Origin of the sequence: Vibrio sp. ER1A (assembly GCF_000733315.1) — a bacterium.
Lineage (GTDB): Bacteria > Pseudomonadota > Gammaproteobacteria > Enterobacterales > Vibrionaceae > Vibrio > Vibrio mediterranei.
Genome location: NZ_JPJA01000088.1, coordinates 424,989 through 449,691, shown reverse-complemented (window position 1 = coordinate 449,691; position 24,703 = coordinate 424,989). Strand labels below are relative to the sequence as shown.

At 44.1% G+C, this 24,703-nt stretch carries 21 protein-coding genes; 8 read left to right on the top strand and 13 right to left on the bottom strand.

The genetic code is table 11. The features are described 5' to 3' along the window. Window positions 1-9 precede the first annotated feature (9 nt). From acnD to HW45_RS17500, 4 genes are all read right to left on the bottom strand, one after another. Window positions 10-2,604 (bottom strand): Fe/S-dependent 2-methylisocitrate dehydratase AcnD, encoded by a 2,595-nt coding sequence (gene acnD / locus HW45_RS17515; protein ID WP_038228537.1) that lies wholly within the window; start codon window positions 2,602-2,604, stop codon window positions 10-12. Window positions 2,605-2,653: 49 nt separating this feature from the next. After that, window positions 2,654-3,784, bottom strand: a complete 1,131-nt coding sequence (gene prpC / locus HW45_RS17510; RefSeq protein ID WP_038228536.1) for a bifunctional 2-methylcitrate synthase/citrate synthase — start codon at window positions 3,782-3,784, stop codon at window positions 2,654-2,656. Between the two features lie 104 nt (window positions 3,785-3,888). Next, window positions 3,889-4,788, bottom strand: coding sequence for a methylisocitrate lyase (gene prpB / locus HW45_RS17505; protein ID WP_038228535.1), 900 nt, complete (start codon window positions 4,786-4,788; stop codon window positions 3,889-3,891). Between the two features lie 72 nt (window positions 4,789-4,860). Further along, the gene (locus tag HW45_RS17500) at window positions 4,861-5,547 is read right to left on the bottom strand and encodes a GntR family transcriptional regulator (RefSeq protein WP_038228534.1); all 687 of its coding nucleotides are present in this window, start codon (window positions 5,545-5,547) and stop codon (window positions 4,861-4,863) included. 293 nt (window positions 5,548-5,840) lie between these two features. On the opposite strand from HW45_RS17500, the gene HW45_RS17495 reads away from it, so the two are divergent. The 3 genes from HW45_RS17495 (at window position 5,841) to HW45_RS17485 (ending at window position 9,063) form a co-directional block, all read left to right on the top strand. After that, window positions 5,841-6,815: a tripartite tricarboxylate transporter substrate binding protein gene (locus tag HW45_RS17495; protein WP_038228532.1), complete on the top strand. Its 975-nt coding sequence runs from the start codon at window positions 5,841-5,843 to the stop codon at window positions 6,813-6,815. A gap of 214 nt (window positions 6,816-7,029) precedes the next feature. Then, entirely contained in the window at window positions 7,030-7,527 is a 498-nt protein-coding gene (locus HW45_RS17490) for a tripartite tricarboxylate transporter TctB family protein (RefSeq protein ID WP_038228530.1), read from the top strand. Window positions 7,528-7,536: 9 nt separating this feature from the next. Then, window positions 7,537-9,063: a tripartite tricarboxylate transporter permease gene (locus HW45_RS17485; protein WP_006072415.1), complete on the top strand. Its 1,527-nt coding sequence runs from the start codon at window positions 7,537-7,539 to the stop codon at window positions 9,061-9,063. A gap of 69 nt (window positions 9,064-9,132) precedes the next feature. Here the strand turns inward: HW45_RS17485 and HW45_RS30240 are convergent, their stop codons facing one another. From HW45_RS30240 to HW45_RS17470, 3 genes are all read right to left on the bottom strand, one after another. After that, entirely contained in the window at window positions 9,133-9,612 is a 480-nt protein-coding gene (locus HW45_RS30240; protein ID WP_081875848.1) for a type II secretion system protein, read from the bottom strand. A gap of 133 nt (window positions 9,613-9,745) precedes the next feature. Continuing rightward, window positions 9,746-10,432: a response regulator gene (locus HW45_RS17475; RefSeq protein WP_038228528.1), complete on the bottom strand. Its 687-nt coding sequence runs from the start codon at window positions 10,430-10,432 to the stop codon at window positions 9,746-9,748. Continuing rightward, window positions 10,429-12,048 (bottom strand): ATP-binding protein, encoded by a 1,620-nt coding sequence (locus tag HW45_RS17470; RefSeq protein ID WP_038228526.1) that lies wholly within the window; start codon window positions 12,046-12,048, stop codon window positions 10,429-10,431. Before HW45_RS17470 ends, HW45_RS17475 begins: the two co-directional genes overlap by 4 nt. Window positions 12,049-12,446: 398 nt before the next feature. Between HW45_RS17470 and HW45_RS17465 the strand changes: the two genes are divergently transcribed. The 5 genes from HW45_RS17465 to HW45_RS17445 all read left to right on the top strand — a co-directional run bounded on the left by HW45_RS17465 (window position 12,447) and on the right by HW45_RS17445 (window position 17,608). Next, on the top strand, window positions 12,447-12,686 hold the full coding sequence (locus HW45_RS17465) for a hypothetical protein (RefSeq protein WP_006072408.1): 240 nt from the start codon (window positions 12,447-12,449) through the stop codon (window positions 12,684-12,686). A gap of 199 nt (window positions 12,687-12,885) precedes the next feature. After that, window positions 12,886-14,307, top strand: a complete 1,422-nt coding sequence (locus HW45_RS17460; protein WP_051868202.1) for a TolC family protein — start codon at window positions 12,886-12,888, stop codon at window positions 14,305-14,307. Next, a complete protein-coding gene (locus HW45_RS17455; RefSeq protein WP_038228524.1) occupies window positions 14,304-15,278 on the top strand; it encodes an HlyD family secretion protein in 975 nt (324 codons plus the stop codon). The genes HW45_RS17460 and HW45_RS17455 overlap by 4 nt, the downstream gene beginning before the upstream one ends. A 9-nt stretch (window positions 15,279-15,287) precedes the next feature. Continuing rightward, window positions 15,288-16,472 carry an ABC transporter permease gene (locus HW45_RS17450; protein WP_051868200.1) on the top strand — a complete coding sequence of 395 codons (1,185 nt, stop codon included), beginning with the start codon at window positions 15,288-15,290 and terminating at the stop codon, window positions 16,470-16,472. Beyond that, window positions 16,469-17,608, top strand: a complete 1,140-nt coding sequence (locus tag HW45_RS17445; RefSeq protein WP_038228522.1) for an ABC transporter permease — start codon at window positions 16,469-16,471, stop codon at window positions 17,606-17,608. The genes HW45_RS17450 and HW45_RS17445 overlap by 4 nt, the downstream gene beginning before the upstream one ends. A gap of 63 nt (window positions 17,609-17,671) precedes the next feature. Here the strand turns inward: HW45_RS17445 and HW45_RS17440 are convergent, their stop codons facing one another. From HW45_RS17440 to HW45_RS17415, 6 genes are all read right to left on the bottom strand, one after another. Next, window positions 17,672-18,973, bottom strand: a complete 1,302-nt coding sequence (locus HW45_RS17440) for a dicarboxylate/amino acid:cation symporter (RefSeq protein WP_038228520.1) — start codon at window positions 18,971-18,973, stop codon at window positions 17,672-17,674. A gap of 354 nt (window positions 18,974-19,327) precedes the next feature. After that, on the bottom strand, window positions 19,328-19,936 hold the full coding sequence (locus HW45_RS28435; protein WP_006072399.1) for an FKBP-type peptidyl-prolyl cis-trans isomerase N-terminal domain-containing protein: 609 nt from the start codon (window positions 19,934-19,936) through the stop codon (window positions 19,328-19,330). A gap of 139 nt (window positions 19,937-20,075) precedes the next feature. Then, window positions 20,076-21,872, bottom strand: a complete 1,797-nt coding sequence (gene phaC / locus HW45_RS17430) for a class I poly(R)-hydroxyalkanoic acid synthase (protein WP_038228519.1) — start codon at window positions 21,870-21,872, stop codon at window positions 20,076-20,078. A gap of 79 nt (window positions 21,873-21,951) precedes the next feature. Then, on the bottom strand, window positions 21,952-22,299 hold the full coding sequence (locus tag HW45_RS17425; RefSeq protein WP_038228517.1) for a phasin family protein: 348 nt from the start codon (window positions 22,297-22,299) through the stop codon (window positions 21,952-21,954). Between the two features lie 100 nt (window positions 22,300-22,399). Then, window positions 22,400-23,611 (bottom strand): acetyl-CoA C-acetyltransferase, encoded by a 1,212-nt coding sequence (locus tag HW45_RS17420; protein ID WP_038228514.1) that lies wholly within the window; start codon window positions 23,609-23,611, stop codon window positions 22,400-22,402. Window positions 23,612-23,626: 15 nt separating this feature from the next. Further along, window positions 23,627-24,367: an SDR family oxidoreductase gene (locus tag HW45_RS17415; RefSeq protein ID WP_006072390.1), complete on the bottom strand. Its 741-nt coding sequence runs from the start codon at window positions 24,365-24,367 to the stop codon at window positions 23,627-23,629. Window positions 24,368-24,703: the final 336 nt, after the last annotated feature.

Sequence of the window (24,703 nt, the reverse complement as noted above, 5' to 3'; positions counted from 1 at the left end):
CCTTTCCCCTTACTGTGCTAAGAAGTCTTGAGCAAATCGCTGTAACACACCACCAGCAGAGTAGACTTTAACTTCATCTTCAGTATCCAAGCGGCAAGTCACTGGCACATCGAGTTTTTCCCCGTTGGTTCGGGTAATCACTAAAGCAAGATCACAACCCGCTTTAATATCGCCTACGACGTCGTACAGTTCCGTGCCATCAAGCGCTAACGTATTGCGGTTGGTACCTTTTTTAAACTCAAGAGGTAGTACTCCCATCCCCACTAAATTGGTGCGGTGAATTCGTTCAAAACCCTCTGCCGCAATAGCTTCAACCCCAGCTAGGCGCACACCTTTTGCAGCCCAATCTCGCGAAGAACCTTGCCCATAATCAGCGCCCGCTACAATGATTAACGGCTGTTTACGCGCCATATAGGTCTCAATGGCTTCCCACATTCTTGTGATTTTGCCTTCAGGCTCAATACGAGCGAGAGAACCTTGAACGACCTGTTCATCCTCTTTAACCATCTCGTTGAACAATTTTGGATTAGCAAATGTCGCTCTTTGCGCGGTCAAGTGGTCGCCACGGTGGGTTGCATACGAATTGTAGTCTTCTTCTGGCACGCCCATGCTTGTCAGATATTCGCCAGCAGCACTCGTGGCTAGAATCGCGTTAGATGGCGACAAGTGGTCAGTGGTAATGTTGTCGCCCAATACTGCTAAAGGTCGCATTCCTCGCAACGTGCGTTTACCTGTCAACGCCCCTTCCCAGTATGGCGGTCTGCGAATATAAGTGCTGCGTTCACGCCAGTCATAGAGTGGGCTTTTCGCCCTCTCACTCTCATCCAGCTTGAACATTTGAATATACACTTGGTTAAATTGCTCAGGTTTCACATGTTGGTTAACTACAGCATCAATCTCTTCATCACTAGGCCAAATATCGTTGAGATAGATGGGGTTACCGGAAGCATCAAGACCAAGAGGATCGCGCTCAATATCAAAGCGAATGGTACCTGCTATCGCATACGCAACAACCAATGGCGGTGAGGCGAGAAACGCTTGTTTAGCGTAAGGGTGAATTCGCCCATCAAAGTTCCGGTTACCCGACAATACAGCAGTGGTGTAGAGGTCGTTTTCAATGATCTCTTGCTGAATTTGCGGATCCAGCGCACCACTCATACCATTACACGTGGTACAAGCGTAAGCGACGATGCCAAACCCCAACTTTTCGAGTTCAGGTAACAATCCCGCTTCTTCTAGATACAGTTTGGCGACCTTGGAACCCGGTGCGAATGATGATTTCACCCACGGTTTGCGCAATAGTCCTAACTCATTGGCTTTTTTGGCGATCAACCCTGCTGCTACAACATTTCTTGGATTACTGGTATTTGTACACGAAGTAATAGCGGCAATGATAACAGCACCATCTGGCATCTTATCTTGCGTCTGCTCCCAAGGTGCAGCAATACCCTGCTGGTTTAACTCAGCAGTTGGCAATCGGCGATGTGGGTTGGAGGGACCTGCTAAGGTTCTTTCAACTTTAGATAGGTCAAATTCAAGTACTCGCTCATACTGTGCAGTTTCTAAAGCATTTGCCCAAAGCCCTGTTTGCTTGGCATAGTTTTCTACCAATTTAACTTGTTCATCATCGCGACCAGTAAGCTTCAGATAGTTAATAGTCTGCTCGTCGATGTAGAACATGCCAGCTGACGCGCCGTATTCTGGCGTCATATTTGAAATGGTGGCACGATCACCGATAGTCAGATGCTTAGTACCTTCACCAAAGAATTCCAAATAGCTCGATACTACACGTTGAGCACGCAAAAACTCCGTTAACGCCAACACAATATCAGTGGCGGTAATACCGGGTTGACGCTGTCCAACAAGACGAACCCCGACAATATCTGGTAAGCGCATCATGGATGGTCGACCTAACATCACCGTTTCCGCCTCTAAACCACCAACGCCAATGGCAATAACACCAAGTGCATCAACGTGAGGCGTATGGCTATCTGTGCCGACGCAGGTATCGGGAAATGCCACGCCTTGCTTAGTTTGAACGACTGGCGACAACTTCTCTAAGTTGATCTGGTGCATAATTCCGTTACCGGCTGGTACTACACTAACGTTCTCAAAGGCGGTTTTACACCACTCGATAAAGTGGAATCGGTCTTCATTTCGACGCTCTTCTACGGCTCGATTCTTTTCAAACGCATCAGCCTCAAAGCCGGCATGCTCAACCGCCAATGAATGGTCAACAATCAGCTGAGTTTCAACAACAGGGTTGACGCTGGCCGGATCGCCGCCTTGATTAGCTATCGCGTCTCTCAATCCAGCTAAGTCCACCAAAGCAGTCTGCCCAAGAATGTCATGACAGACAACGCGGGCTGGATACCAAGGGAAGTCTTTATCTCGACGGCGATAAATAAGCTGAGACAAACACTCCTCTAGCTCTGACGGTTCGCAACGACGTACTAAATTCTCTGCCAAAACTCGAGACGTGTATGGCAAGTGCTGGTAGGCTCCTGGCTCTATGTCATCAACCGCAGCTTTGGCATCGTAATAGTCCAACTGCGAATTTGGGAGAGCTTTGCGATATTGATAATTTATAGTTTGATTAGACATGCTCACATCCTTTCTAAACGCTTCTTTTTTCTCTGTTTAGTTTTCACAGTTAGTCACGTTCGTTGATTGCCACCCACTCTCTTGCTTCTGGGCCTTCATAGTCCGCGCTTGGTCTAATAATTCGGTTATTTGCGCGCTGCTCATAAACGTGAGCAGCCCAACCTGTAAGTCGACTCATGACGAAAATAGGCGTGAACAGTTTGGTAGGAATATCCATAAAGTGGTAAGCCGACGCATGGAAAAAGTCAGCGTTACAGAACAAACCTTTTTCGCGTTTCATTACCGCTTCTACCCTTACCGAAACATCGTAAAGATAGGTATCGCCAACTTGTGTAGAGAGCTCTTCTGACCAACGCTTAATGAGTGCATTACGCGGATCGCTCTCACGGTAAATAGCATGCCCAAAACCCATGATTTTATCTTTGTTGGCTAGCATCTGCATGATGTTCGCTTCTGCTTCGTCCGCGCTACGCCAATCTTGAATCATATCCATGGCGGCTTCGTTTGCACCGCCGTGCAATGGACCACGCAGAGTGCCTATAGCTGCGGTGATGCAGGAATGAATATCGGACAAGGTGGACGCGCAAACACGAGCTGCAAAGGTCGAGGCATTAAATTCATGCTCGGCATAAAGAATTAACGAACAATGCATCACTTTTTTGTGAAGCTCAGATGGCGACTTATCAGTTAGCATTTTCAGGAAATAGCCCCCGATACAATCCTCTGACTGGTCCTTGGTATCAATACGCACGCCATCATGGCTGTAGCGATACCAGTAACAGATAATCGCAGGAAAGAGCGCAAGCATTCTCTCTGTCGCGGCTTCTTGCTGTGAGAAGTCTAGTTCTTGCTCTAAATTACCTAGCATCGAGCAACCCGTTCTCATCACATCCATCGGATGAGCATTGGCGGGAATCAACTCCAGTGCCTTTTTCAAAGATTCAGGTAGCCCACGCAAGCCCACAAGAATAGTCTTATATTCATCAAGCTCTTTTTGATTAGGTAAATGACCACGCAATAGTAAATGCGCGACTTCTTCAAATTGCGCATTATTGGCAAGATCGGTGATGTCGTAACCTCGGTAAGTGAGACCAGTCCCAGACTTACCTACTGTACACAACGCTGTCGTACCTGCACTTTGGCCTCGTAGACCTGCTCCACCTATGGCTGAATTAGGCATTTTGAACTCCTTTTCCCGCTTTTGTCCCTTTTGGGATCTCTTAACGCGGCATCATGTTATTGGATAAAGTTAGTAAATGGTTTTCTTGAGCTTCCGTTGTATTTCTAGGATTTGCTTTCGGCAAATAATTGATCCAGTTTATCTTCATAGCTGTGATAATTGAGATGCTCATAAAGCTCTGCACGAGTTTGCATTTGCTCGGTAAGCGCTTCTTGATTGCCAACACTTAGCAAATGCTGGTAAACATTCTCTGCTGCCTTGTTCATCGCTCTAAACGCAGATAGCGGGTAAAGGACCATATCGACGCCGACTTTTGCCAACTCGTCACAACCAAATAGCGGGGTTTGCCCAAACTCGGTAATATTGGCAAGAATCGGAACATCTTTACCTGTAGCTTGATTCAAAGCCGTTTTGAATTGCTGGTAGTGCTCAAGCGAGGTCATCGCCTCGGGGAATATCATGTCTGCCCCTGCGTGAACACACGCAATCGCTCGTTCAATAGCCTTATCCATCCCTTCAACCGCCAGTGCATCAGTACGGGCCATAATGACAAAGCTAGCGTCAGTTTTGGCGTCTACCGCAGCTTTCACTCTATCTACCATTTCTTGCTGACTAACAATGGCTTTATTAGGGCGATGGCCACAACGCTTTTGAGCCACCTGATCTTCAATATGCACCGCTGCAGCTCCTGCTTTTTCCATCGCCTTAATCGTACGAGCAATGTTAAAAGCGCCGCCGAAGCCAGTATCGATGTCCACCAGCAAAGGCAAGTCACACGCATTTGTTATGCGTTCTACATCAACCAAGACGTCATTTAAGGTGGTAATACCTAGGTCAGGAAGTCCATACGATGCGTTAGCAATGCCACCACCCGACAAATAAATAGCTTGATGACCAACGTTTTTTGCCATCATGGCACAGTAAGGATTTACCGTACCAACGACTTGCAGTGGGTTACCGTTAGTGACGGCGTCACGGAATAGTTGTCCCGGGGATACTGACATGATTGTCTCCTTGTTACTTTCCCTTATGTAACGCAGTGCTCGACATCTTTACTGCGTTATCTATAAATTGAATTAGCTGTCTAGGTTCTTTTCGATTAACGCTTTGCTTCTTGAAATGTGTCTTCTCATCAGCAGTTCTGCCAATTCAGGATCACGATTTTTAATCGCGTCTAAAATAAAAAGATGTTCCTTTAACGCTGCCTCAGGACGAGATTGTGTCCGAGGTGATTGATATCGATACATCCTCAACAAGTGGTAAAGCTCATTGCATAGCAAGTTTACTAATTGACTGTTTTGACTGGCTTTGATGATGCGGTAATGGAAGTCAAAATCACCATGCTGGTGGAAATAGGAAGCGCCATCCACTTCGTCTATATGCTCTGAGTGTCTGTTCAACAGCGATTCCAACTCAGCAACTTCCTTATCACTGATGTTTTGTGCAGCCAGTCTCGCCGCCATTCCTTCTAGGGCTTCACGAACGGAGTACAACTCCACCAACTTATCTTGAGATAAGGTAATCACGCGCGCTCCTATATGAGGAATTCGCTCAATTAACCCCAGCCCTTCTAAGCGCATAATAGCCTCGCGAAGAGGTCCTCGGCTCACTTCAAAACGTTTCGCTAGCTCTGGTTCAGAAATCTTGCTACCTGATTCAATTCTGCCTTCAACGATCTCTTCGATGAGCAGCTCTGTTAAATTTTCAGACTTGGTCGCTTCTTTTAACGGCGCGTCGTCATTCATTACTGGTTCTGCACTCATATCAACGCTCACCTTGAAATTTACTCATATTGTTGACAGTTTTCATTTCTTGAACATTATTTAAGCAGCTTATAAGCATCAGATCAATAAGATTGTCGACAATGTAGACTAACGTCTAACTTGAAAACCAGTGTGTGAACTTTATGAACAAAATTCACCCTATGTTCTTTATCCTCAATATCTGCACTTTATTGATGCATTTGTAACAAGTACGTAACCTTTGACTAACCCATAGAGGTCAAGTCAGCATCCCTCTGCTGGCAGACAATAAAGTCAACATAAGGAACGTGAACATGTTTAAGGCACTAAAACCGACCCTAGCGGCATCGATTGTGGCAACTACTCTTTCTTTTGGTAGTTATGCTGCAGATCTAGAGAAGATTCATTTCTTAATTCCTGGGGGTGCTGGCGGCGGTTGGGATATGACAGCACGCGGAACAGGTGATGTCTTGGTAAAAGCAGATATTGTCGACAATGTTTCTTTTCAAAACCTGTCAGGTGGTGGCGGTGGTAAAGCAATTGCACACCTAATCGAAACCGCGAAACGCCAAGAAGACACTTTGATGGTTAACTCTACTCCTATCGTTGTGCGTTCATTGACTGGTGTTTTCCCACAATCATTTAGAGACCTAACACCTGTTGCAGCAACGATTGCTGACTATGGCGCTATTGTTGCTCCAGCAGATTCTCCATACAACACATGGGAAGACGTAGTTGCTGACTTCAAAGAGAACCCTCGTAAAGTCAAAATTGCAGGAGGCTCGGCTCGTGGAAGCATGGACCACCTAGTCGTTGCGGCAGCATTTAAAGGCGAAGGCTTTGATGCGAAAAAGGTACGCTACATTGCCTACGATGCAGGTGGTAAAGCGATGGCCGCTCTTCTATCGGGCGAAACCCAGCTTCTGTCAACAGGTCTTGGTGAAGTACTAGAAATGTCGAAGTCAGGTCAAGTCAAAGTACTTGCTGTTACAGCACCGAAGCGTCTCGAAGCAGCGCCAAATATTCCAACACTAACCGAGTATGGAAACGAAACTGTCTTTGCTAACTGGCGTGGTTTCTTCGCAGCTCCAGGGGCGAGTGAAGAGAAAGTCAAAGAGTGGACAGAAGCGTTGTCGAAAATGTACTCCACTGATGAATGGGCAGTAGTTCGTGACCGCAATGGTTGGATTGACAACTACAAACCTGATCAAGAGTTTTACCAATTCCTTGAAGACCAAGAAAAACAGATGGGCGCGCTCATGACTGAACTTGGTTTCTTGAAACAGTAAGTAACACTAAGGAGGGATTTGCTGTTCCCTCCTCTTGCCAATATTTTGCCGTATATGAGACGCAGCTACGAATCCTTCAGTTTGTAATTGCTCTAGCAGTACTCCTTTGTTTATCGGGTAAAAAGACTGTGTCCTGAGTTCTCTTACCCACTTGGTCGACGCTCATCGATCCCTTGTATACGGCCTTTTCTCTTTTCTTTACCTGGAGTGAGTTATGTCAGATTTCACCTCTAAGCTGTTCACGAAAGAAAATCTACTTTCTCGTGATCGTGTAGGTGCGATGATATTTATGATCCTTTGCTTATGCTATGGATACCAGACATCGCTAATCCCAATGTTTCCTGGGGATGAGTACGAACCGTTCACCGCGAGAACGTTACCAAACATATTAACCGTTGTTGGTATTGTGCTGTCGGTAATTCTTCTTGTCACCGGACAACCTAATGAAAAAAGCGGCGCCGTCACTGATTTCAATTGGAAACTACTGATTGGATTTTTGGTGTTAATGGCCGCTTATGGCTTGGGACTAACCTATCTAGGATTTGTCCTCGCTACTGGTTTCTTCTTAATGATTGGGTTCTATTTACTTGGCGAACGTCGTAAGAGCATTTTACTTGGTGCTTCTTTTCCTTTTGTCATCGCTTTTTATCTCATGCTTACGCAAGGACTAGATATTTATCTAGAGCCTGGACTCATCTTCACTCTTTGGTAGGACACCATTATGTTAGACGGAATTTTACAAGGATTATCAACGGCAGTTATGCCGATGAACATCATGATGGTGATTGTCGGTTGTTTTGTCGGTACTTTTATCGGGATGCTTCCGGGTCTGGGCCCTATTTCTGCAATCGCGTTGATGATCCCTATTACTTACGGACTGGATCCCTCCTCTGGCCTAATCCTGATGGCCGGTGTTTACTACGGCGCGGTATTCGGAGGTTCAACCTCATCCATTCTTATTAATGCTCCGGGCTGTTCATCAACCGTTGTTACCGCATTTGATGGTTACCCAATGGCACAGAAAGGCCAAGCAGGTAAAGCGTTAGCTCTCGCAGCCTACTCTTCTTTTACCGGCGGTACACTTTCTGCCATCATGTTGCTGTTCGCAGCCCCCGCCCTTGCCAAAGTTTCATTGAGTTTCCAGTCTTCGGACTACTTTGCGCTGATGCTACTTGGTTTATCTGCGGTTGCGGCATTCGCTGGCAAAGGTCAGGTTATTAAAGCGTGGATGATGGTTGTGCTGGGACTCATGCTATCAACAGTCGGTATCGATAAAGGTGTGGGTGTCGAGCGTTTTACCTTTGGTTTAACTGACCTAATGGACGGATTTAGTTTCCTATTACTTGCGATGGCAACCTTTGCTTTAGGCGAAACCTTGATGGGTATCCTTAAACCAGAAAAAGATACACGCCAAGACGAACAGCGCAAGATGAGCGATATAGGAAGCATGAAGATCACTAAAGAAGAAGTAAAAGAAGTGGCACCTGTCTCTATTCGTTCTTCTATCTTGGGCTTCTTTACCGGTGTCCTTCCAGGCGCAGGCGCAACTATTGCCGCTTTCCTTTCTTATGGTATGGAGCGTAACCTTGCGCCTAAAGACAAAAAAGAAGAATTTGGCAAAGGAAGCATTCGTGGCTTGGTTGCACCAGAGTCTGCTAACAATGCAGCATCAAGTGGTTCGTTTGTTCCGCTATTAACGCTTGGTATCCCTGGTTCCGGTACAACTGCAATTATGTTGGGTGCACTGATCGCTTATGGTATTCAACCGGGTCCTCGACTATTCGTTGAACATCCAGACGTGTTCTGGTCAGTCATCATCTCTATGTACTTCGGTAACATCGTTCTAGTTATCTTAAACCTACCGTTGATTCCTTATATTTCTAAGCTACTGGCGGTACCAAGAACCGTATTGTTGCCGATGATCCTATTCTTCTCGATTACCGGGGTGTATTTGGTCTCGTTCAATACCATGGACGTGTTTATCATGCTTCTCGTAGCAATGGCAGCAATCGCATTAAGGCTAGCCAATTTCCCATTAGCTCCGTTACTACTTGGTTTTATTCTTGGTGGATTAATGGAAGAAAACTTAAGACGAGCACTGATGATCAGTGATGGTGAGCTAAGCTTCTTGTGGGAGCGCCCTATCACATTGACGTTTACTGTGTTGGCAGTGCTAGTACTTGTTGGACCCGCGTTACTTTCATTGGTTAAAAAATGGTTTTATCAACCCAAGAAAGTTGAATCTTAAGTTCAATATGAATTAGTTCAATATGAATTGATACTAACAGAGCCACTCTATTGAGTGGCTCTTATTTATTTAACAATTCTGGTCGATAATAGCGTAGCGGTACTCGCCTTTTTCAGAATCTGGTTGAGTAACAAGAAGAAAGCAGCCGCCCTCTTTCACAGTTTCAACATTGCGTATTTCTTTACCACCATAGATAACCAACTCACCACCGTCAGTAGCACCATTCTGTTTGACATGATAATTCATGTCTGTATCAAGAAATTGAGCGACGTTGTTTTTAGTATCCAGTTTCAAGTGGCCATTGATTAAGTTTACTCTTTTACCATCAATTTTGACTGCTTTATCTCCATTGCGTTCAACGCCATTGATTACGGCCTTGCTATAAACCAATGAATCCATACCTTTAACCGCAGCTTGAGCGCCTTTCAACACGCTTACTCGGGCATCAGTGGTAAGATTTAAGAACCTTGGTGCGGCACTGACTGCTAAAATGCCAAGAATAACGATAACTACAACAAGTTCGATAAGCGTAAAGCCGTTACGTTTCATGAGGATTTTTCCTTTCTATTGGGCTGAGTTTATTGAATCAAGATCACGATTCGGCCGAATAGTACGAAAAAAGCCCTTTTGTAAAACAACAAAAGGGCTTTAGAAATCCTTTGAAAATCAGATTAAGAGATGATTAACGTATAACTTTACGATAACAGCGCTCAGGGCGTCCGACGGTGCCGTAATTCACGTCTGCTACCAACTCGCCATTACTAATAAGAAACTCCAAGTATCGTCTTGCTGTCGTTCTGCTCGCGCCAATCATTTCCCCTGCTTCATCGGCGGTAAATGGCTTATCTTCTTTAAACAACGCACGAATTTTCTCAAGTGTCACGCCATCAATTCCCTTCGGCAGCCGAAGCTCAACATTTTTCTCTGTGTTACTAGCTTGCATCATTTCATCTACTAGTGATTGATCCAGACCTTTCACGTGATGCAGTTGCTCAGTACGTTTCTGGTACTTTTTCAATGCGGCCTCCAGCCGAGGAAACATGACTGGCTTTAATAAGTAATCAATCACACCGCCACGCATCGCCTGTTGCAGAGTTTCAACATCGCGTGCAGCAGTAATCAAAATAACATCACACTCTTGATTCAAACTCCGCAGCCAAGCCAAAATTTCTATGCCAGTACCATCTGGCAAATAGACATCGAGCATCACTAGTTCGGGTTCTAAAATTTCAAGCTGTATTTCAGCTTCGGCTTTTGATGTCGCCATTCCAACTACTTCAAAACCACCAATTTGCTCTAGGTATCGACGATGCAGTTCTGCGATTTTTAAATCGTCTTCTATTATCATGACTCGTGTTAAGTCACTCATGCTAATCCATCCTTAGGAATATATACCGTCACACGTGCGCCGATATCCTTGTTTTCTACTATTTCCAACTGCCCTTGGTACCTTTCAGTCAATTGCTTGACTAAAAACAATCCCACACCTCGATTAGTGACTGATTTGCTAGACACTCCGCGTTGAGTCAGCGATTCCACATCGAGATGCTTGGGTAAGCCACACCCCTTATCAATGACTTCTAAAATGATTTCATTACCAAAGTCACTCACCGACACTTCAACTTCTGACCGCTCTAACCGCTCATGAGGAGAATGTGCAATAGCCGATAATGTTGCTTCAAACGCGTTATCAATTAAATTACCCAAAATGGTCACTAAGTCATCAGCATTTATCTCTTTTGGCAATGGTTCAAGTCGCGACTCATCTTCTACTTTTAATCCTAAACCCAGTTCACGTGCACGCTCTGTTTTTCCGAGAAGCATGCCGGCGATTAACGGGTCTTTAACGGTTTCTCGTAGGAACTCAATTAAGCTCTGATAGTGCTCAGTTTCTTGCCCAATGAGATGCTGCACTGCATCCAATTCCCTCATTTGTACCAATCCACTTATAGTGTTCAGCTTGTTTCGATGTTCATGTGTCTGCGAACGCAGCAGCTCTGCATAAGCTTTGGTTTGCGATAGCTGTTCAGTCAATTCCGAGATTTCATCGCGCAAACGAAAACTCGACACCGCACCAACGACTTTGCCATCAACAACAATGGGACTGCGATTAGCAACGATGCGTTGTTGATTGAGATACAGCTCAATATCGTTATCTGACTCTTGGCTTTCGATCAAACTTTGCAGGTCAGAGTTAGGTAATACCTGGTACAGAGGTTTGTTCATAACAGCCGATTTAGTTAATCCTAAGATCTCACACGCACTGGTATTAATTGAACGTAATACCCCATCGGAGTCAATGCTAATAACACCTTCCTTAATGGTGCTCATAGTGACGTCCAACTCGCCATAAAGACGACCGATCTCTTCTGGTTCAAAACCCAATAGTGCTTTTTGAAAACGACGTGAGATAAAGTAAGAAACAATCGCGTTCACAATGAGCACCAGTACTGCCATTCCAAGGAGGAACGCTAAATAAGGCTCAATACGGTCTTGGAGTCTATCCAATAAGTAGCCGACGGAAACAACACCTATGATATTGCCATCTTTATCAAATACCGCCGCTTTGCCTCGAACTGACTTACCAAGAGATCCTTCTGCAAACGATACGTAGGTTTGACCATGAATCAGAGCTTGATCATTATCACCCCCTTTCATTGGCAACCCAATTCGTTCATCAATAGGATGGACTAAACGAATGCCTTTCTCGTCACCAATAACAATGAAGGCTGCCCCAATCATCTCAGTAAGCCCTCGAAATCGGTTTTGCATTCGGGCAGACGTGTTCTGTTCAATCATATTGATAACAGCACTAGACTGCGCCAAGAATGTTGCGACGCCTTTGGCTTTTAGCCCCATCTCCTGTTCTTGGGACTGCTTGATGTAGCTAAATCCAGCTAATGATAAGACAAGCAACTGCAACAACCCCGAAACCGTCATAATTATGAGCATTCGGTGTCGAAAACTTATCTGGTTCCATTTCATGATAACTCTCCCTAACACCCATACTGTAACAGCGTTGTAACATACGAACACTCAATTGAGTATCGAACTGTGAAGCATATAATTAATTTACGTAGAATCAGTCAAATAGACGATAAAAACGCTCTTTGATTCCTACAGGTAGAGTGTAAATATTCATGTCAGTTACATGCATATGCAACCGAATATCTGATTATGATCACATCACTTTTAGCTTATTTTTAGAACAATTCAGCCGTTATTCCGTATAGTAAAATTGTTATCTAAAAAGTATCTGAGTCTACTTGCTATTTGTCGACTCAAACGTAACTTTCAAGGTCACTTATAACTAGAAAATAATAAACGAAAACGCAGTAACCCTTGTGCAGAGCGCAAAATACAACGTAAGAAGGAACGTCGTTATGGAACGGGACTGTTTTGGAATTTGCCTTAATCGGGCGATGCTGTCGAAAAATCGACGCGCTACATTTACTCACGTCAGAGCATATCAAGCGACAAACTCACAAGTATCGGAACTAGAACACGAGGTTATGGTATCGTTCGCTTCACCACAAATGTCAGGCAGTGAAGTCTTAAAAGAACTGCTTCAAGCAAAAGACTTAATGTGGAGAGCAGGCTACGTTTGTCCATCAAATGATTAAGATCGTTTAAAAAAAAGCAACGGCACGTAATGTGACGTTGCTTTTTTAGTATCCGTCATCAAAATATATCGTTTAGCTTCTAAATAACAGATACTTAACCGCATAGCACTCGAAAAAACATCTATAGTTATGTTATTGCACACCATTTTATTAGAGCATATACTCTAATTAATTTATTAACATCTGTTTTGGAGCAAACATGAAAATAAGGTCCCTACCGCTGGTTGTGGGCGCATTGCTAGGAACGCTTTCTTTCGGCAGCTACTCTGCCGAAGTCTCCTTTGATGAAGCCTGGCAATTGCTTCAACAAAACAATAATTCTTTAGCCGCCCAACGAGCCAACGTAGAACGATACGGGCACTTACAAGATGCAAGCAGTAGCCTAAACCTACCTAAGGTTACGGTTGGCGCTAACTACACTCGATTGGATCAAGATGTGACAATTAGTGGTTCACAGTTTGCGGATAGCTTAAGTGGGTTACCCGCAGGTGCTTCTGCTCTTGGACCTTTACTTGGCAACCTACTTGGTGGTGTAACCTCAACAATCGAAACACAAGATGTATTTAGCTCATCAATTCGAGCCGTTTGGCCAATCTTTACTGGTGGCCGAATCACAGCAGCACAAACTGCCGCTGAGGGTAAAAAAGAAGAGGCTCAAAGCCAGCTTGCAATGGAAGTTCAAGCTCGATACGAAGATTTAAGTAAATACTATTTTAGCGTGGTGCTCGCACGCAATGTCGTTGAAACCAGAATGGCGGCAGAAGAAGGGCTAACCAAGCACCGAGACTTCGCCATTAAACTCGAAGAACAAGGACAAATTGCTCGAGTTGAGCGCCTTCAAGCAGAAGCATCATTAGCGAAAGCGGTAGTGGAGCGCGCAAAAGCACAACACGGCCTAGATATAGCTGAAGCTGCCCTTACCCAAGTTTTAGGGCAATCTGAAACCGTTGAGCCTCGTGACCAGCTCTTTATCAACGAAAACCTGCCACCGCTGGATGCTTTCGTTGACCAAACTCTAGACACCTACCCTGGTCTCTCCATTCTTGATGCCAAAGAGAAGCAAGCAAGTAGCTTGATGAAGGCTGAGAAAGGTAAATATTTCCCAGAAGTATACGCCTACGGTGACTATAGCCTGTATCACGGCGATTCATTGGCTGGACAGCTGAAGCCAGATTGGTTAGTTGGTATTGGTGTAAGTGTCCCACTTCTTGAGAACACAGGCCGCAGTGAGCAAATGAAAGCGGCTAACAGTGCGGTATCTCAAGTACAATTTTTAAAGAAACAAGCGAAACAAGACTTAAGTGTCTTAGTTGAGAAAACTTACTTGGAAGCGCAGCAAGCACTCGATGAAGTGCAAGGGTTGAATACCAGTATTCAACTTGCAGAAGAGAACCTCAAGCTACGCCAAAAAGCCTTTTCTCAAGGATTAGGCCGCTCTCTAGACGTGGTCGATGCTGAGCTTTATCTTGCCAGCGTCAAGACCCAGCAAGACGCCGCAAGCTTCCAGTACTTACTGTCATTAAATAAATTACTCGCGCTTTCTAGCGAGATGAACAACTTTTCTACGTATAAATATAACGCTATTACCCCAGCTCAACTAAGAACGAAGGATGCATCATGAACAAGGTAAAACCTACTTTACTGACATTAGGTACGATTGCGATTATTGGTTGGGTTGGATACAAATTTTATGATGCCTATCAAACACCTCCATTTCGCCTACAAGGGCAAATCGAGTCTCAGCAATATAGCATTTCATCAAAAGTACCAGGTCGCATTGATGAAGTATTAGTGCGAAAAGGTGACGAAGTAGCTGAAGGCCAACTCATTTTCACCATCCATAGCCCAGAAATCGAAGCCAAACTCGAGCAAGCCGTAGCCGGACAAAAAGCTGCGGGAGCACTTGCCAAAGAAGCGGAGACAGGGGCACGTAAGCAACAGATTCAAGCAGCAGAAGACCAATGGCGCAAAGCAAAAGCCGCTGCAGCATTACTTGAGAAAACGTATCTACGAGTTAACAACCTATATAAAGATGGTGTGGTAGCTGAGCAGAAACGTGATGAAGCAATGACTCAATGGCAAGCAGCCAAATACACCGAAAGCGCAGCATTTCAGATGTACCAGATGACCAAAGAAGGGGCGCGTTCTGAAACAAAACTCGCTGCGGCAGAAAAAGCTCGAATGGCGGAAGGCGCGGTAGCCGAAGTGGAAGCTTATGCAGCTGACACTAAAATTCATTCTTGGTTTGATGGTGAAGTTTCACAAGTATTGCTGCACAGTGGCGAACTTGCACCTCAAGGCTTCCCTGTTGTTACGGTTATTGATACCAAAGACACCTGGGCCGTTCTGAATGTACGTGAGGATCTTTTAAGCCAATTCGAGAAAGGTAAAGAATTTGATGCTTACTTACCTGCACTTGATGAAACCGTGACCTTTAAAGTGTTCCACGTTGCTGTAATGGGTGACTTTGCTACATGGCGTTCAACTGACGCGACTCAAGGTTTCGATCTTCGTACCTTTGAAGTTGAAGCTCGTCCTGTAGATAAGGATGTACCGCTTCGTATGGGTATGAGCTTAGTGGTAGAAATGTAGGAAGCCATTATGCCTCACTCTTTTCCAACATTAGCTAAACGAAAACTCGCGAAAAGTCAGTTTCATAGCCAATGGCAGATACTACGCCATGACAAATGGTTATTATCCTGCCTCTCTTGGGTGCCAATATTACTGTGCCTTTCTATCTATTGGATCTTTTCCCAAGGAATCGCCAGTAACTTACCCATTGGTGTGGTTGACCTGAGTAAAAGCCAGTTATCGCAAAAGCTAATTCGAAACTACGATGCCACCTCGATGTTGAGTGTTAATCATCAATATGATGACATTGGCCAGGCTCGTGATGCCCTCATAGAGGGCAATATTTACGCAATTCTAACCATACCGCATGGTTTTGATAAAGCCGTAGTGAAGTCATTACGTCCAGAAGTAACCTTGTTTTATAACAGTCAGTACATACTCGTTGGACGCTTGATCAATTCTGCGGCTCTACAAGCACAAGGCACTTTTAATGCTCAAGTTGAAGTTGTCAAAGCTCTAGCAAAAGGCGACACAACAGGCGCTGCAGCTATGGGTAAAGCGGTCAACGTGAGAACTCAGATAACACCGCTGTTCAACAAAGGCACTAACTATGCTCAGTTCCTAGTGAGTGCTATCGTTCCAGCAATTTGGCAAATCGCTGTTGTGTCTTTCACTGTACTGGTGTTGAGTGCAAACTATCGAATCTCCGGACTCACTCCTTGGTTAGGACAAGAAAAACCCATATCAAGATTGGCACAGACCTTGTTCCCCTATTTCCTCTGGTTCTTGTTGCAAGGCACTTTCTTTTTAGTGTGGTTTTACGACTTAATTGGATGGCCAATGGAAGGAAGTTGGCTGGTGCTCTTCTTTGCACAGATCGTTACTACGATCACCTGTATGATAATGGCAGCACTGTTTTTCTTCTTAACTTGCGATGCTGCACGTGCGATGAGTTTTGCGGGCGCATTTACCGCACCAAGTTTTGCGTTTATGGGAATTACTTTTCCAGCGACAGACATGAATCCCCTCGCGTTATTTTGGCGTGAGCTATTACCAATCAGTCATTACATTGAGGTTCAGGTAAGCCAAGCAAGTTACGGCGTCACTCCACTTCAGTCACTCTCGCACTTAACACCAATGTTAGTTTACGTCATCCCATTGGTAGTAACGTCTGTGTTAATTAAAAAACATATGAGTAAGGAGTTAGTAGCATGACGCTGTTAGAACATGTAAAACTCGAACTCAAAGCCATTCTCACCAATCCCGCAGTAGTACTAACGGTATTTGGTGGCGTGATTTTCTATTCGTTTTTATACCCTCTTCCCTACACTCAGCAAACACCAAGAGAACAACCAATCTCTGTAGTCAACTTAGATCTCAGTCAAACCAGCTTTCAATTAGAACGGATGGTCGACGCAACACCAAATGTGAAAGTGGTACAGCGAGACCATACTATTGCTGCAGCGAAAGAGGCTTTTTTAAATGGGGAAGTGTCCGGTATTTTGGTGATCCCTGAGCATTTCTACAAAGACCTTATGTTAGGGAAAAGTCCAGTACTCGCCTACGCTGGCGATGCCGCTTTGTTTTTGGTTTATGGAACCGTGGTTGAGGGTCTAGCGCAAGCTGGCGGGACATTGGCAGCAAAAGCCAAAGTAACCAAATTGCTTATCGATGGCATCCCTCTAGAGCTGGCGAGCAAACAGTATGCAGCGACTCAACTTAACACCAAACCTACCTTTAACCCTCGAATGGGGTATGTAGACTATGTTGTGCCAGCAGTATTTGTATTAATCCTTCAACAGACTCTCGCAATGGCGTCCGGTTTAGTTGGTGGAACACAACGCCAAGGTAAAGGTTACTGGTGCTCTCAATCAGTGTTATCTGTTGTGGCTGTTCGCAGCATTGTGCTGACGCTTATTTACTACCTACTTGGTATGTATTACTTCGGTGCTAGCTTCGAGATGTATGGTATCAGTAAGCTGGCACACCCCGTTGAATTGCTGACTCTAATGTTGCCGTTTTTGCTTACTTCCTGTTTTATTGGCATATTTTTGGGCGCCATTACACCACGAAGAGAGCTAGTAACTGTTGTTGTTCTGCTAAGCTCAATGCCTCTGATCTTTTCCGCAGGCTTTATATGGCCAATAGAAATGCTCCCAGAGCCCATCAAGTGGTTTGCTGCAATCTTCCCTACGCAAGCAGCGATTAATGGCTTTTTGAAGCTGAATCAAATGGGTGCCGAGTGGTCTCAAATACGTGGGGCATGGACGCAACTTTGGATTCAAGCCTTCGCTTGGGGAAGTCTTGCTATATATAGCTTCAAGAAATATAGAGTAAGCAATGCTGAGTAACTAAAAGACAAAAGAAAGGGGCTAATGACATATCATTAGCCCCGTTTGTTTTCTCTCGTTGAATTAGCTTCGAACTAGTTCAACCTTTTCTTCGTTTTCACCGGCAGCAGGATCGTTGAACTTATCGATGTTCAATGCACCTTCCGATTTAGCAACAATACAAGTAACTGCACTGTCACCTGTGATGTTAACTGCGGTACGAATCATATCTAATAGGCGGTCAACACCCATGATTAATGCAATACCTTCTAAAGGTAGACCCACTTGGTTTAGTACCATGGCTAACATGATAAGGCCAACACCAGGAACGCCCGCAGTACCAATTGACGCAAGGGTCGCTGTCAGGATAACCGTCAGGTAATCACCCATGGTTAAATCAATATTAAACGCCTGAGCAATAAACGCCGTCGCGACACCCTGCATGATTGCCGTACCGTCCATATTGATGGTTGCACCCAGCGGGATAGTAAAGGACGATACTTTGTTATCCACACCAAGACGATTCTGAGCCGTTTCCATGGTAACAGGAATGGTTGCGTTGGATGATGCGGTCGAAAACGCGAACATGACAGCGTCTTCCATCTTCTTCAAGAAGGTAACAGGACTTAAACCTGTAAATGACTTAAGCATGACACTGTACGTAACCAAGCCATGCAATAGTAATGTGGCTGTTAGAACGAAGAAGTACTCTGCAAGGTTAAAGATGGCGCTTAAACCTAAACCAGTAAAGAGCTTAGCCATTAAGAAGAATACACCGTAAGGGGCGATGTTCATTAACAAAGCTACCAACTTCATGATCACTTCGTTAAGGTCACGGAACACAGCCGCGATTCGCTCTCCAGGTTCGCCCGCAGCACTAATCGCAATACCGAACAATACAGCAAACACGATGACTTGTAGTGTTTTACCTTCTGCCATTGCGCTAATAGGGTTAGTTGGGAACATGTCAATGATGACCTGCCCTAAAGATGGGGCTTCAGCAGCGGCAAATGAACTAGCAGCAGTAAGGTCTGCACCTGCACCCGGTTGGAACACAGTGCCCATGGTAAGAGCTAAGGTGATCGCAACTGCTGTCGTTGCTACATAAAAAAGAACAGTCTTACCACCTAAACGGCCTAGAGTGGTTACGTCCTTCAAAGAACTTGTACCACAAACTAGCGATACAAAAACCAAAGGTACAACAAGCATCTTCAAGCTGGCGATGAAAATTTGGCCACCAACTTCGAACAAACCATTAACGATGTATGCGTCTACAAATCCGTTCTCAGCAAACAAGCTTCGAATCGCGAAGCCCGTCAAAATACCTGCAACCATACCGATAATCACTCGTGTAGTCAGTGACATTGGTTTTTTGGTATTAGTCATAATTACTCCTTATTTTTATATTGCTTAGAGATGGGGACATCAAAAAGCCGGAGCAGATTAGCAGCTAGATACTGACGATTAGAATTACAAATTTGTTTTCTGGTTCTGCACTGTGACTGGGATCACTCATTTTGTTACGAATAGCACTCCAGCAAAAACCTTAACGCTACATTTGACCAACAAAACAGCATGCAATATAACACATTTCTCCATAAGTAATATTATGTTCTTTTAAAGTTCAGATAAGAAATATTAATACCTAAAAGGCACCTCAATATACCATCTTAATTAAATAAAAATACCTAGCACATAGTTCTGTATGTTTTTACAATGAAAGACAAATAATCTATATCATCAAATAGACACGAGACTCAACTCGAAAACGACAGCAGTTTCTTCTGGAATCCTAGGATGTTCATCTTCTTTGTAAGCTAAGTGCGCTGGGACATATAAACGCCACGTAGAACCTAGCTTCATCTGTTTTAGTACGACTAACCAAGAGACAGGAGCCTGATTTAAAGAAATCGTTAGCGGCTCAGGCAGATGTACAGAGCTATCAACTTGACGTCCGTTTAGAAGCCAAGTCTTATGTCTGACCTTACACTGAGTTCCTGACGAAACACTAGCGAGCTCATTCCCCTCTTTTAGTATTTCATACTGAATACCTGAGCTATGGGTTGTTACTTCACGGCGCTGACCATTCTTTTTGAAAAAAGCTTGTTCAAATTCTGTTTGTTGCTGTTTTAGCTGTTTCTCTGTTTCTTTGCGCTGATCTTCCATCTGTTGCTTCAATTGCTCATTTTCAGAGGGGTCAAATGGCCATTCTTTTTGCATGAATGTGTCCATGATGGCTTCTTGGACAATTTTGATATTCATTTTTGGAAATGATTTTTTGGCGAGTTCCAACGCGATTTCTCGACCGTATATATAGCTTACTTTTTGTTCTAACGTCTCTATTTCCATCTCAACCTCTCAACAACTAACTCTTGGTCTAATGTTAAGACTTCTTATACAGAAAAAAAGTATGTTACGGATAAAAAGGCTTGATACTGGAAGAAGAAAAGGACCAAGAGGTCCTTTTGCATTGATGATTATGTGAACTTTAGGTCGGTTCATTATCTGGCAGGGAATCGACCACTGGCAAAGTTTGCAACACGTATTGACCAGGAGCACTACCTACTACAGGATATTCTTCATTTCCTGTTGAAAACGGTTCAACTTGCTCTTCCGCGCTAAACTGTTTGAGCCACTCGTTCCAGTGTAGCCACCACGACCCCTTATGGTGTTCTGCATTACCTATCCACTCTTCTGCGGATTCTTCTAGAGTAGAATTAGTCCAGAAACCATATTTCTCTTTTGCGGGGTGATTAACGATACCTGCGATATGCCCTGATTCGCCCAATACGAAAGTTTTGTTCCCACCCATTTTCAACGCACCGCGATAAGTTCCTTGCCAAAGTGCAATATGATCCTCTTTGGTGGAAATAAAGTAACTTGGGATTCGTATCTTATCTAAGTCTATCCACACGCCACCGATTTTCACACCTTTATCCTGAATCAGCTTGTTTTCAAGGTATAGCTGTCTTAATAGAAAATTATGTGTAGCTGCAGTTACATTAGTGCTATCACTATTCCAGTACAACAAGTCGAAATCTACGGGACTGTTACCCTTAAGGTAATTATCGACATAGTAGTTCCAGTAGAGACTATTTTCGCGAAGCAAGCTAAATGTCACACTGAGTGAGCGACCATCCATATAACCTATGGCGTTATTTTGCAGTTCGATAGCTCTGATGATGGTGTCGTTTATATAAGCTCCTACTTCGCCAGGTTGGCTATAATCAAGCAACGTGGTAAAAAACGACGCTGAGACAATCCGTTTCTTCATACGTTTGGCGGCGTAGTACGCCACAGTAGAAGCGAGGACAGTGCCTCCAATACAATATCCGGCAGCATTGATTTGATCTTTACCAGTGATCGACTCAATGGCAGAAACTGCTTTTACAACACCATTAGTCACGTAATCACCAAACTCCACCTTAGCTTGAGAAGCGCCAGGATTTCGCCACGACATCATAAATACACTGTGACCCTGCTCCAGCAGCCACTTAACCATCGAGTTTTTCTCACGAAGGTCAAGAATGTAGTATTTGTTGATGAAAGGCGGAACGATAAGCAATGGTGTAGAGTTCACCACTTCTGTGACTGGACGATATTGAATCAGCTCAAATAGCTCATTCTGATAGACAACATCTCCAGCCGTATTAGCGACATGTTCACCTATTTGAAATGCTTCAGTATTCGTCATACGAATTTTCAATACGTCTGCACTTGCTTCGATGTCCTCTTGGAACTGCTGGAGTCCAGCAAGCAAGTTTTCTCCATTTTGCTCAACAGTTAGTTTAAGTAGTTCAGGATTAGTGGCGATGAAGTTCGTTGGCGAAAGTGCATTCAACGTTTGTCGGGAGAAAAACGTCAATCGCTCTTTGATTTTCTCATCAACACCTTCTACCGAGTTGATGGTTTCTAGATAAGTCTTACTGAAAAGAACATAGGATTGCTTAATGAAATTATAAAACGCTTCTTCTTTCCATGCATCATCTTCAAATCGACGATCGCCTTTTTCTACAGAAACGACCTCTTCTTTACTTGATTGCAGTGCTACTCGCTGCCAAATCTCTAGTTGTTGTGTCCACCATTTAGTTTGCATGTCCAACATAGCAGCGGGTTGCTGTGAAGCCTTATCCATAAAAGCTGCAGTATCCTCTGCGTTGAGTTCCTGCATTGCTTTACTTAGCGGGCTGTTAACGGCTGCCTTGCCTTGCTCGAAGTCTTTCCACCATTGCTGGTTGCTCTCCTGCAGTTTCACAAGGTAGTCCGAAAAGAAGTTTTGAAACATAGTTAAAACCCTTTTCTTGGAAAACAAAAAAGGCTGCGGGAACGAGTGCCCCCGCAACCCTAATAAAAAACCTGAATCATTAAGCTGGTGTGTTAGCTTTTACTGTTTCAGTTGTTAGAGCTTCAATATCTTCTTTGAATTCTTTCGCAACTTGTTGAAGCTTATTGCTGTCATCCATCATTTGCTGAGATAAGCGAGACAGTGTATTAAGTTGTTGGCTATTAAAAACCGCTAATGATGACACGTCTTTAATTTCGGAGGCCGCTTTCATTTGGCTTAAACCAAGCTCACTGTAAGAACGCATGGCGTTAAGTTGTAGTTCAGTTAGAGTCTCTACATTTTTCGTCATCAATTTGTTGAATTTTGCATATGGTTCAAACGTTTTTTCTGACTGTTCATTGAAAACTTTAAAGATATCCGTGTACATGATTATTTCTCCTAGGAAATATATTCCAATTTTATATAACTATCCCATTAATATTTGGGAATCCGACAACACTGTAATGAGCTATTAACAATTACGTTTTTTAAGACTGGCAGTTTTTCAAAAGTACTGCTGTTCCCATGCCACCACCTACACATAAAGATGCAACGCCGATATTTTTTTGTTCGCGTAACATTTCATGAATGAGAGTGACAATGATTCTATTACCAGATGCTCCTAATGGATGTCCTAAGGCAATAGCACCACCATTTGGATTAGCTTTTTGCAAGATAGACTCCGCAGGCACACCATGTTGCGACGCTAAGTTGCGTATAACGCCTAACGCTTGCGCCGCAAACGCTTCGTTAAGCTCAAACACATCCACGTTTTCTATAGTCAACTCAGCCTTTCTAAGCACTTGAGTAACCGCTTGAACCGGGCCAAGACCCATAACTTTGGGATCAATGCCAGTTTGAGCGCAGTTAACGACTTCGCATAGTGGAGTCAACCCCAGGCGTTCAACCGCCGACTCGGAAGCAACAACCAAAGCGCTAGCACCATCATTAATGCCCGACGCATTACCCGCCGTCACCGTACCTTCTCTATCAAACGCAGGCCTTAACTTAGATAAGCCTTGCATGGTCGCGTCTAGTTTGGGGTATTCATCGGTCGAAAATTCGACGCTTTGACGTCTAGTTTTCACCTCAATGGGTTGAATTTCGTCTACAAACTTCCCTGCTTCAATCGCTGCCGCCGCTTTTTGCTGGCTTTGTAGGGCATACGCATCTTGGTCGTCACGAGAAATATCGACTTCCTTAGCGATGTTCTCAGCTGTCACACCCATATGGTAAGCGTTAAAGACATCTGTGAGTCCATCTGAAACGAGCAGATCCTTTGCGGTGATATCCCCCATTTTGTGACCTGAACGTGCCGACGCTGGCATAGCAAACGGGATTTGCGACATAACCTCAACACCAGCAGCGACAACAACTTCTGCCTCGCCTGATTTGATATGTGATGCGGCATCCATGAGCGTTTTCATTCCACTGCCACATACCATGTTTAGCGTATAAGCTGGAACTTCCGCTGGAATACCCGCATAGATAGAAGCTTGTCGTCCTACTCCCATGCCTTGATTTGCACTCACAACATTACCGACAATCACTTCATCTATGTCGTTAACGGTTATACCGCAGGCATCGACCGCTCCAGCAATCACTTCCGATGCAAGTTTTCCAGCAGTAACGCTCTGTAAGGTGCCACCAAAACTACCGATTGCTGAACGCTTTGCTGCAACAATAAAAACTCTTTCCATTATCTGTTCCCTTAATTACGCCATGTATAGGCCGCCATTGATGGCAACCGTTTCACCTGTGATGTAAGCCGCTTCTTCGCTTGCCAAAAATGCTACCGTGGCGGCGACTTCTTCTGGTTTTGCTAGGCGTTTCAGTGGGATGGTGCTTTTTATGGAATCGAGAACGTCTTCACGCATCGCCTCAACCATAGGCGTGCCTGTATAACCAGGTGCAACAACATTTGCTGTAACTCCAGATCTAGCGCCTTCTGAAGCAAGCGCTTTGGTAAAACCAATCATCCCAGCTTTTGCTGCAGCGTAATTCGCTTGGCCAAACTGCCCTTTTTGACCATTTACCGATGAGATATTGATGACACGGCCATTACCTTTTTCACACATAGCCGCGAAAAGAGGTTGCGTCACGTTATAAACACTATTCAGATTAGTGTTGATGACATCAAACCACGCTTCAGCCTTCATTTTCTTGAACTGGCCATCTCTGGTGATACCGGCATTGTTTACGACCAGATCAAATGTCCCTTCTTCTTGCTGAAGTTGATTTAGCTTTTCATTACACTCCTCAGTATTCGTAACATCCAGTTCAAACAGCCTTACTTGATCTTCTGTGAAACCCTTGCTGTCGAACCATTCCTTAGCGCATGAGTAGTTACCTGTGTTATAGGTAGCAATCAGACGATATCCTTTATCGACAATTGCAGATGATATTGCGGAACCAATTCCGCCTTTTGAACCGGTGATTATTGCGAGCTTCTTCATTAATGACTCCATTCCTAGCAACTAGCATTTAGCTATTGATGTAAACAAACTAAATTCTGACGTCCTAACTTGCGCATTTATTATGATGACTGACTTTATTATTGATATTACTGAGCTTTTGTTACGCTTTGACTTATGGATATTAAATTAATGAAATCTTAATATTTAACCACCCTTTAATCGTTGCACGGAGTAGTACTTAGATACTGATCACAATCATGAAATCACTAAATTACATTTTATTCCCCTTTTTTCCTGAAGCAAAATCCAGAACCAAATCCTCGCCAAGCCTTTAAATAACAACAACTTTAATTTTATAGTAGTATTAATAAAGAC

Bases quoted from the DNA above. Each gene is read 5' to 3' on its own strand.
- acnD (WP_038228537.1), bottom strand. From the start codon at position 2,604: ATGTCTAATCAAACTATAAATTATCAATATCGCAAAGCTCTCCCAAAT.
- prpC (WP_038228536.1), bottom strand. From the start codon at position 3,784: ATGCCTAATTCAGCCATAGGTGGAGCAGGTCTACGAGGCCAAAGTGCA.
- prpB (WP_038228535.1), bottom strand. From the start codon at position 4,788: ATGTCAGTATCCCCGGGACAACTATTCCGTGACGCCGTCACTAACGGT.
- HW45_RS17500 (WP_038228534.1), bottom strand. From the start codon at position 5,547: ATGAGTGCAGAACCAGTAATGAATGACGACGCGCCGTTAAAAGAAGCG.
- HW45_RS17495 (WP_038228532.1), top strand. From the start codon at position 5,841: ATGTTTAAGGCACTAAAACCGACCCTAGCGGCATCGATTGTGGCAACT.
- HW45_RS17490 (WP_038228530.1), top strand. From the start codon at position 7,030: ATGTCAGATTTCACCTCTAAGCTGTTCACGAAAGAAAATCTACTTTCT.
- HW45_RS17485 (WP_006072415.1), top strand. From the start codon at position 7,537: ATGTTAGACGGAATTTTACAAGGATTATCAACGGCAGTTATGCCGATG.
- HW45_RS30240 (WP_081875848.1), bottom strand. From the start codon at position 9,612: ATGAAACGTAACGGCTTTACGCTTATCGAACTTGTTGTAGTTATCGTT.
- HW45_RS17475 (WP_038228528.1), bottom strand. From the start codon at position 10,432: ATGAGTGACTTAACACGAGTCATGATAATAGAAGACGATTTAAAAATC.
- HW45_RS17470 (WP_038228526.1), bottom strand. From the start codon at position 12,048: ATGAAATGGAACCAGATAAGTTTTCGACACCGAATGCTCATAATTATG.
- HW45_RS17465 (WP_006072408.1), top strand. From the start codon at position 12,447: ATGGAACGGGACTGTTTTGGAATTTGCCTTAATCGGGCGATGCTGTCG.
- HW45_RS17460 (WP_051868202.1), top strand. From the start codon at position 12,886: ATGAAAATAAGGTCCCTACCGCTGGTTGTGGGCGCATTGCTAGGAACG.
- HW45_RS17455 (WP_038228524.1), top strand. From the start codon at position 14,304: ATGAACAAGGTAAAACCTACTTTACTGACATTAGGTACGATTGCGATT.
- HW45_RS17450 (WP_051868200.1), top strand. From the start codon at position 15,288: ATGCCTCACTCTTTTCCAACATTAGCTAAACGAAAACTCGCGAAAAGT.
- HW45_RS17445 (WP_038228522.1), top strand. From the start codon at position 16,469: ATGACGCTGTTAGAACATGTAAAACTCGAACTCAAAGCCATTCTCACC.
- HW45_RS17440 (WP_038228520.1), bottom strand. From the start codon at position 18,973: ATGACTAATACCAAAAAACCAATGTCACTGACTACACGAGTGATTATC.
- HW45_RS28435 (WP_006072399.1), bottom strand. From the start codon at position 19,936: ATGGAAATAGAGACGTTAGAACAAAAAGTAAGCTATATATACGGTCGA.
- phaC (WP_038228519.1), bottom strand. From the start codon at position 21,872: ATGTTTCAAAACTTCTTTTCGGACTACCTTGTGAAACTGCAGGAGAGC.
- HW45_RS17425 (WP_038228517.1), bottom strand. From the start codon at position 22,299: ATGTACACGGATATCTTTAAAGTTTTCAATGAACAGTCAGAAAAAACG.
- HW45_RS17420 (WP_038228514.1), bottom strand. From the start codon at position 23,611: ATGGAAAGAGTTTTTATTGTTGCAGCAAAGCGTTCAGCAATCGGTAGT.
- HW45_RS17415 (WP_006072390.1), bottom strand. From the start codon at position 24,367: ATGAAGAAGCTCGCAATAATCACCGGTTCAAAAGGCGGAATTGGTTCC.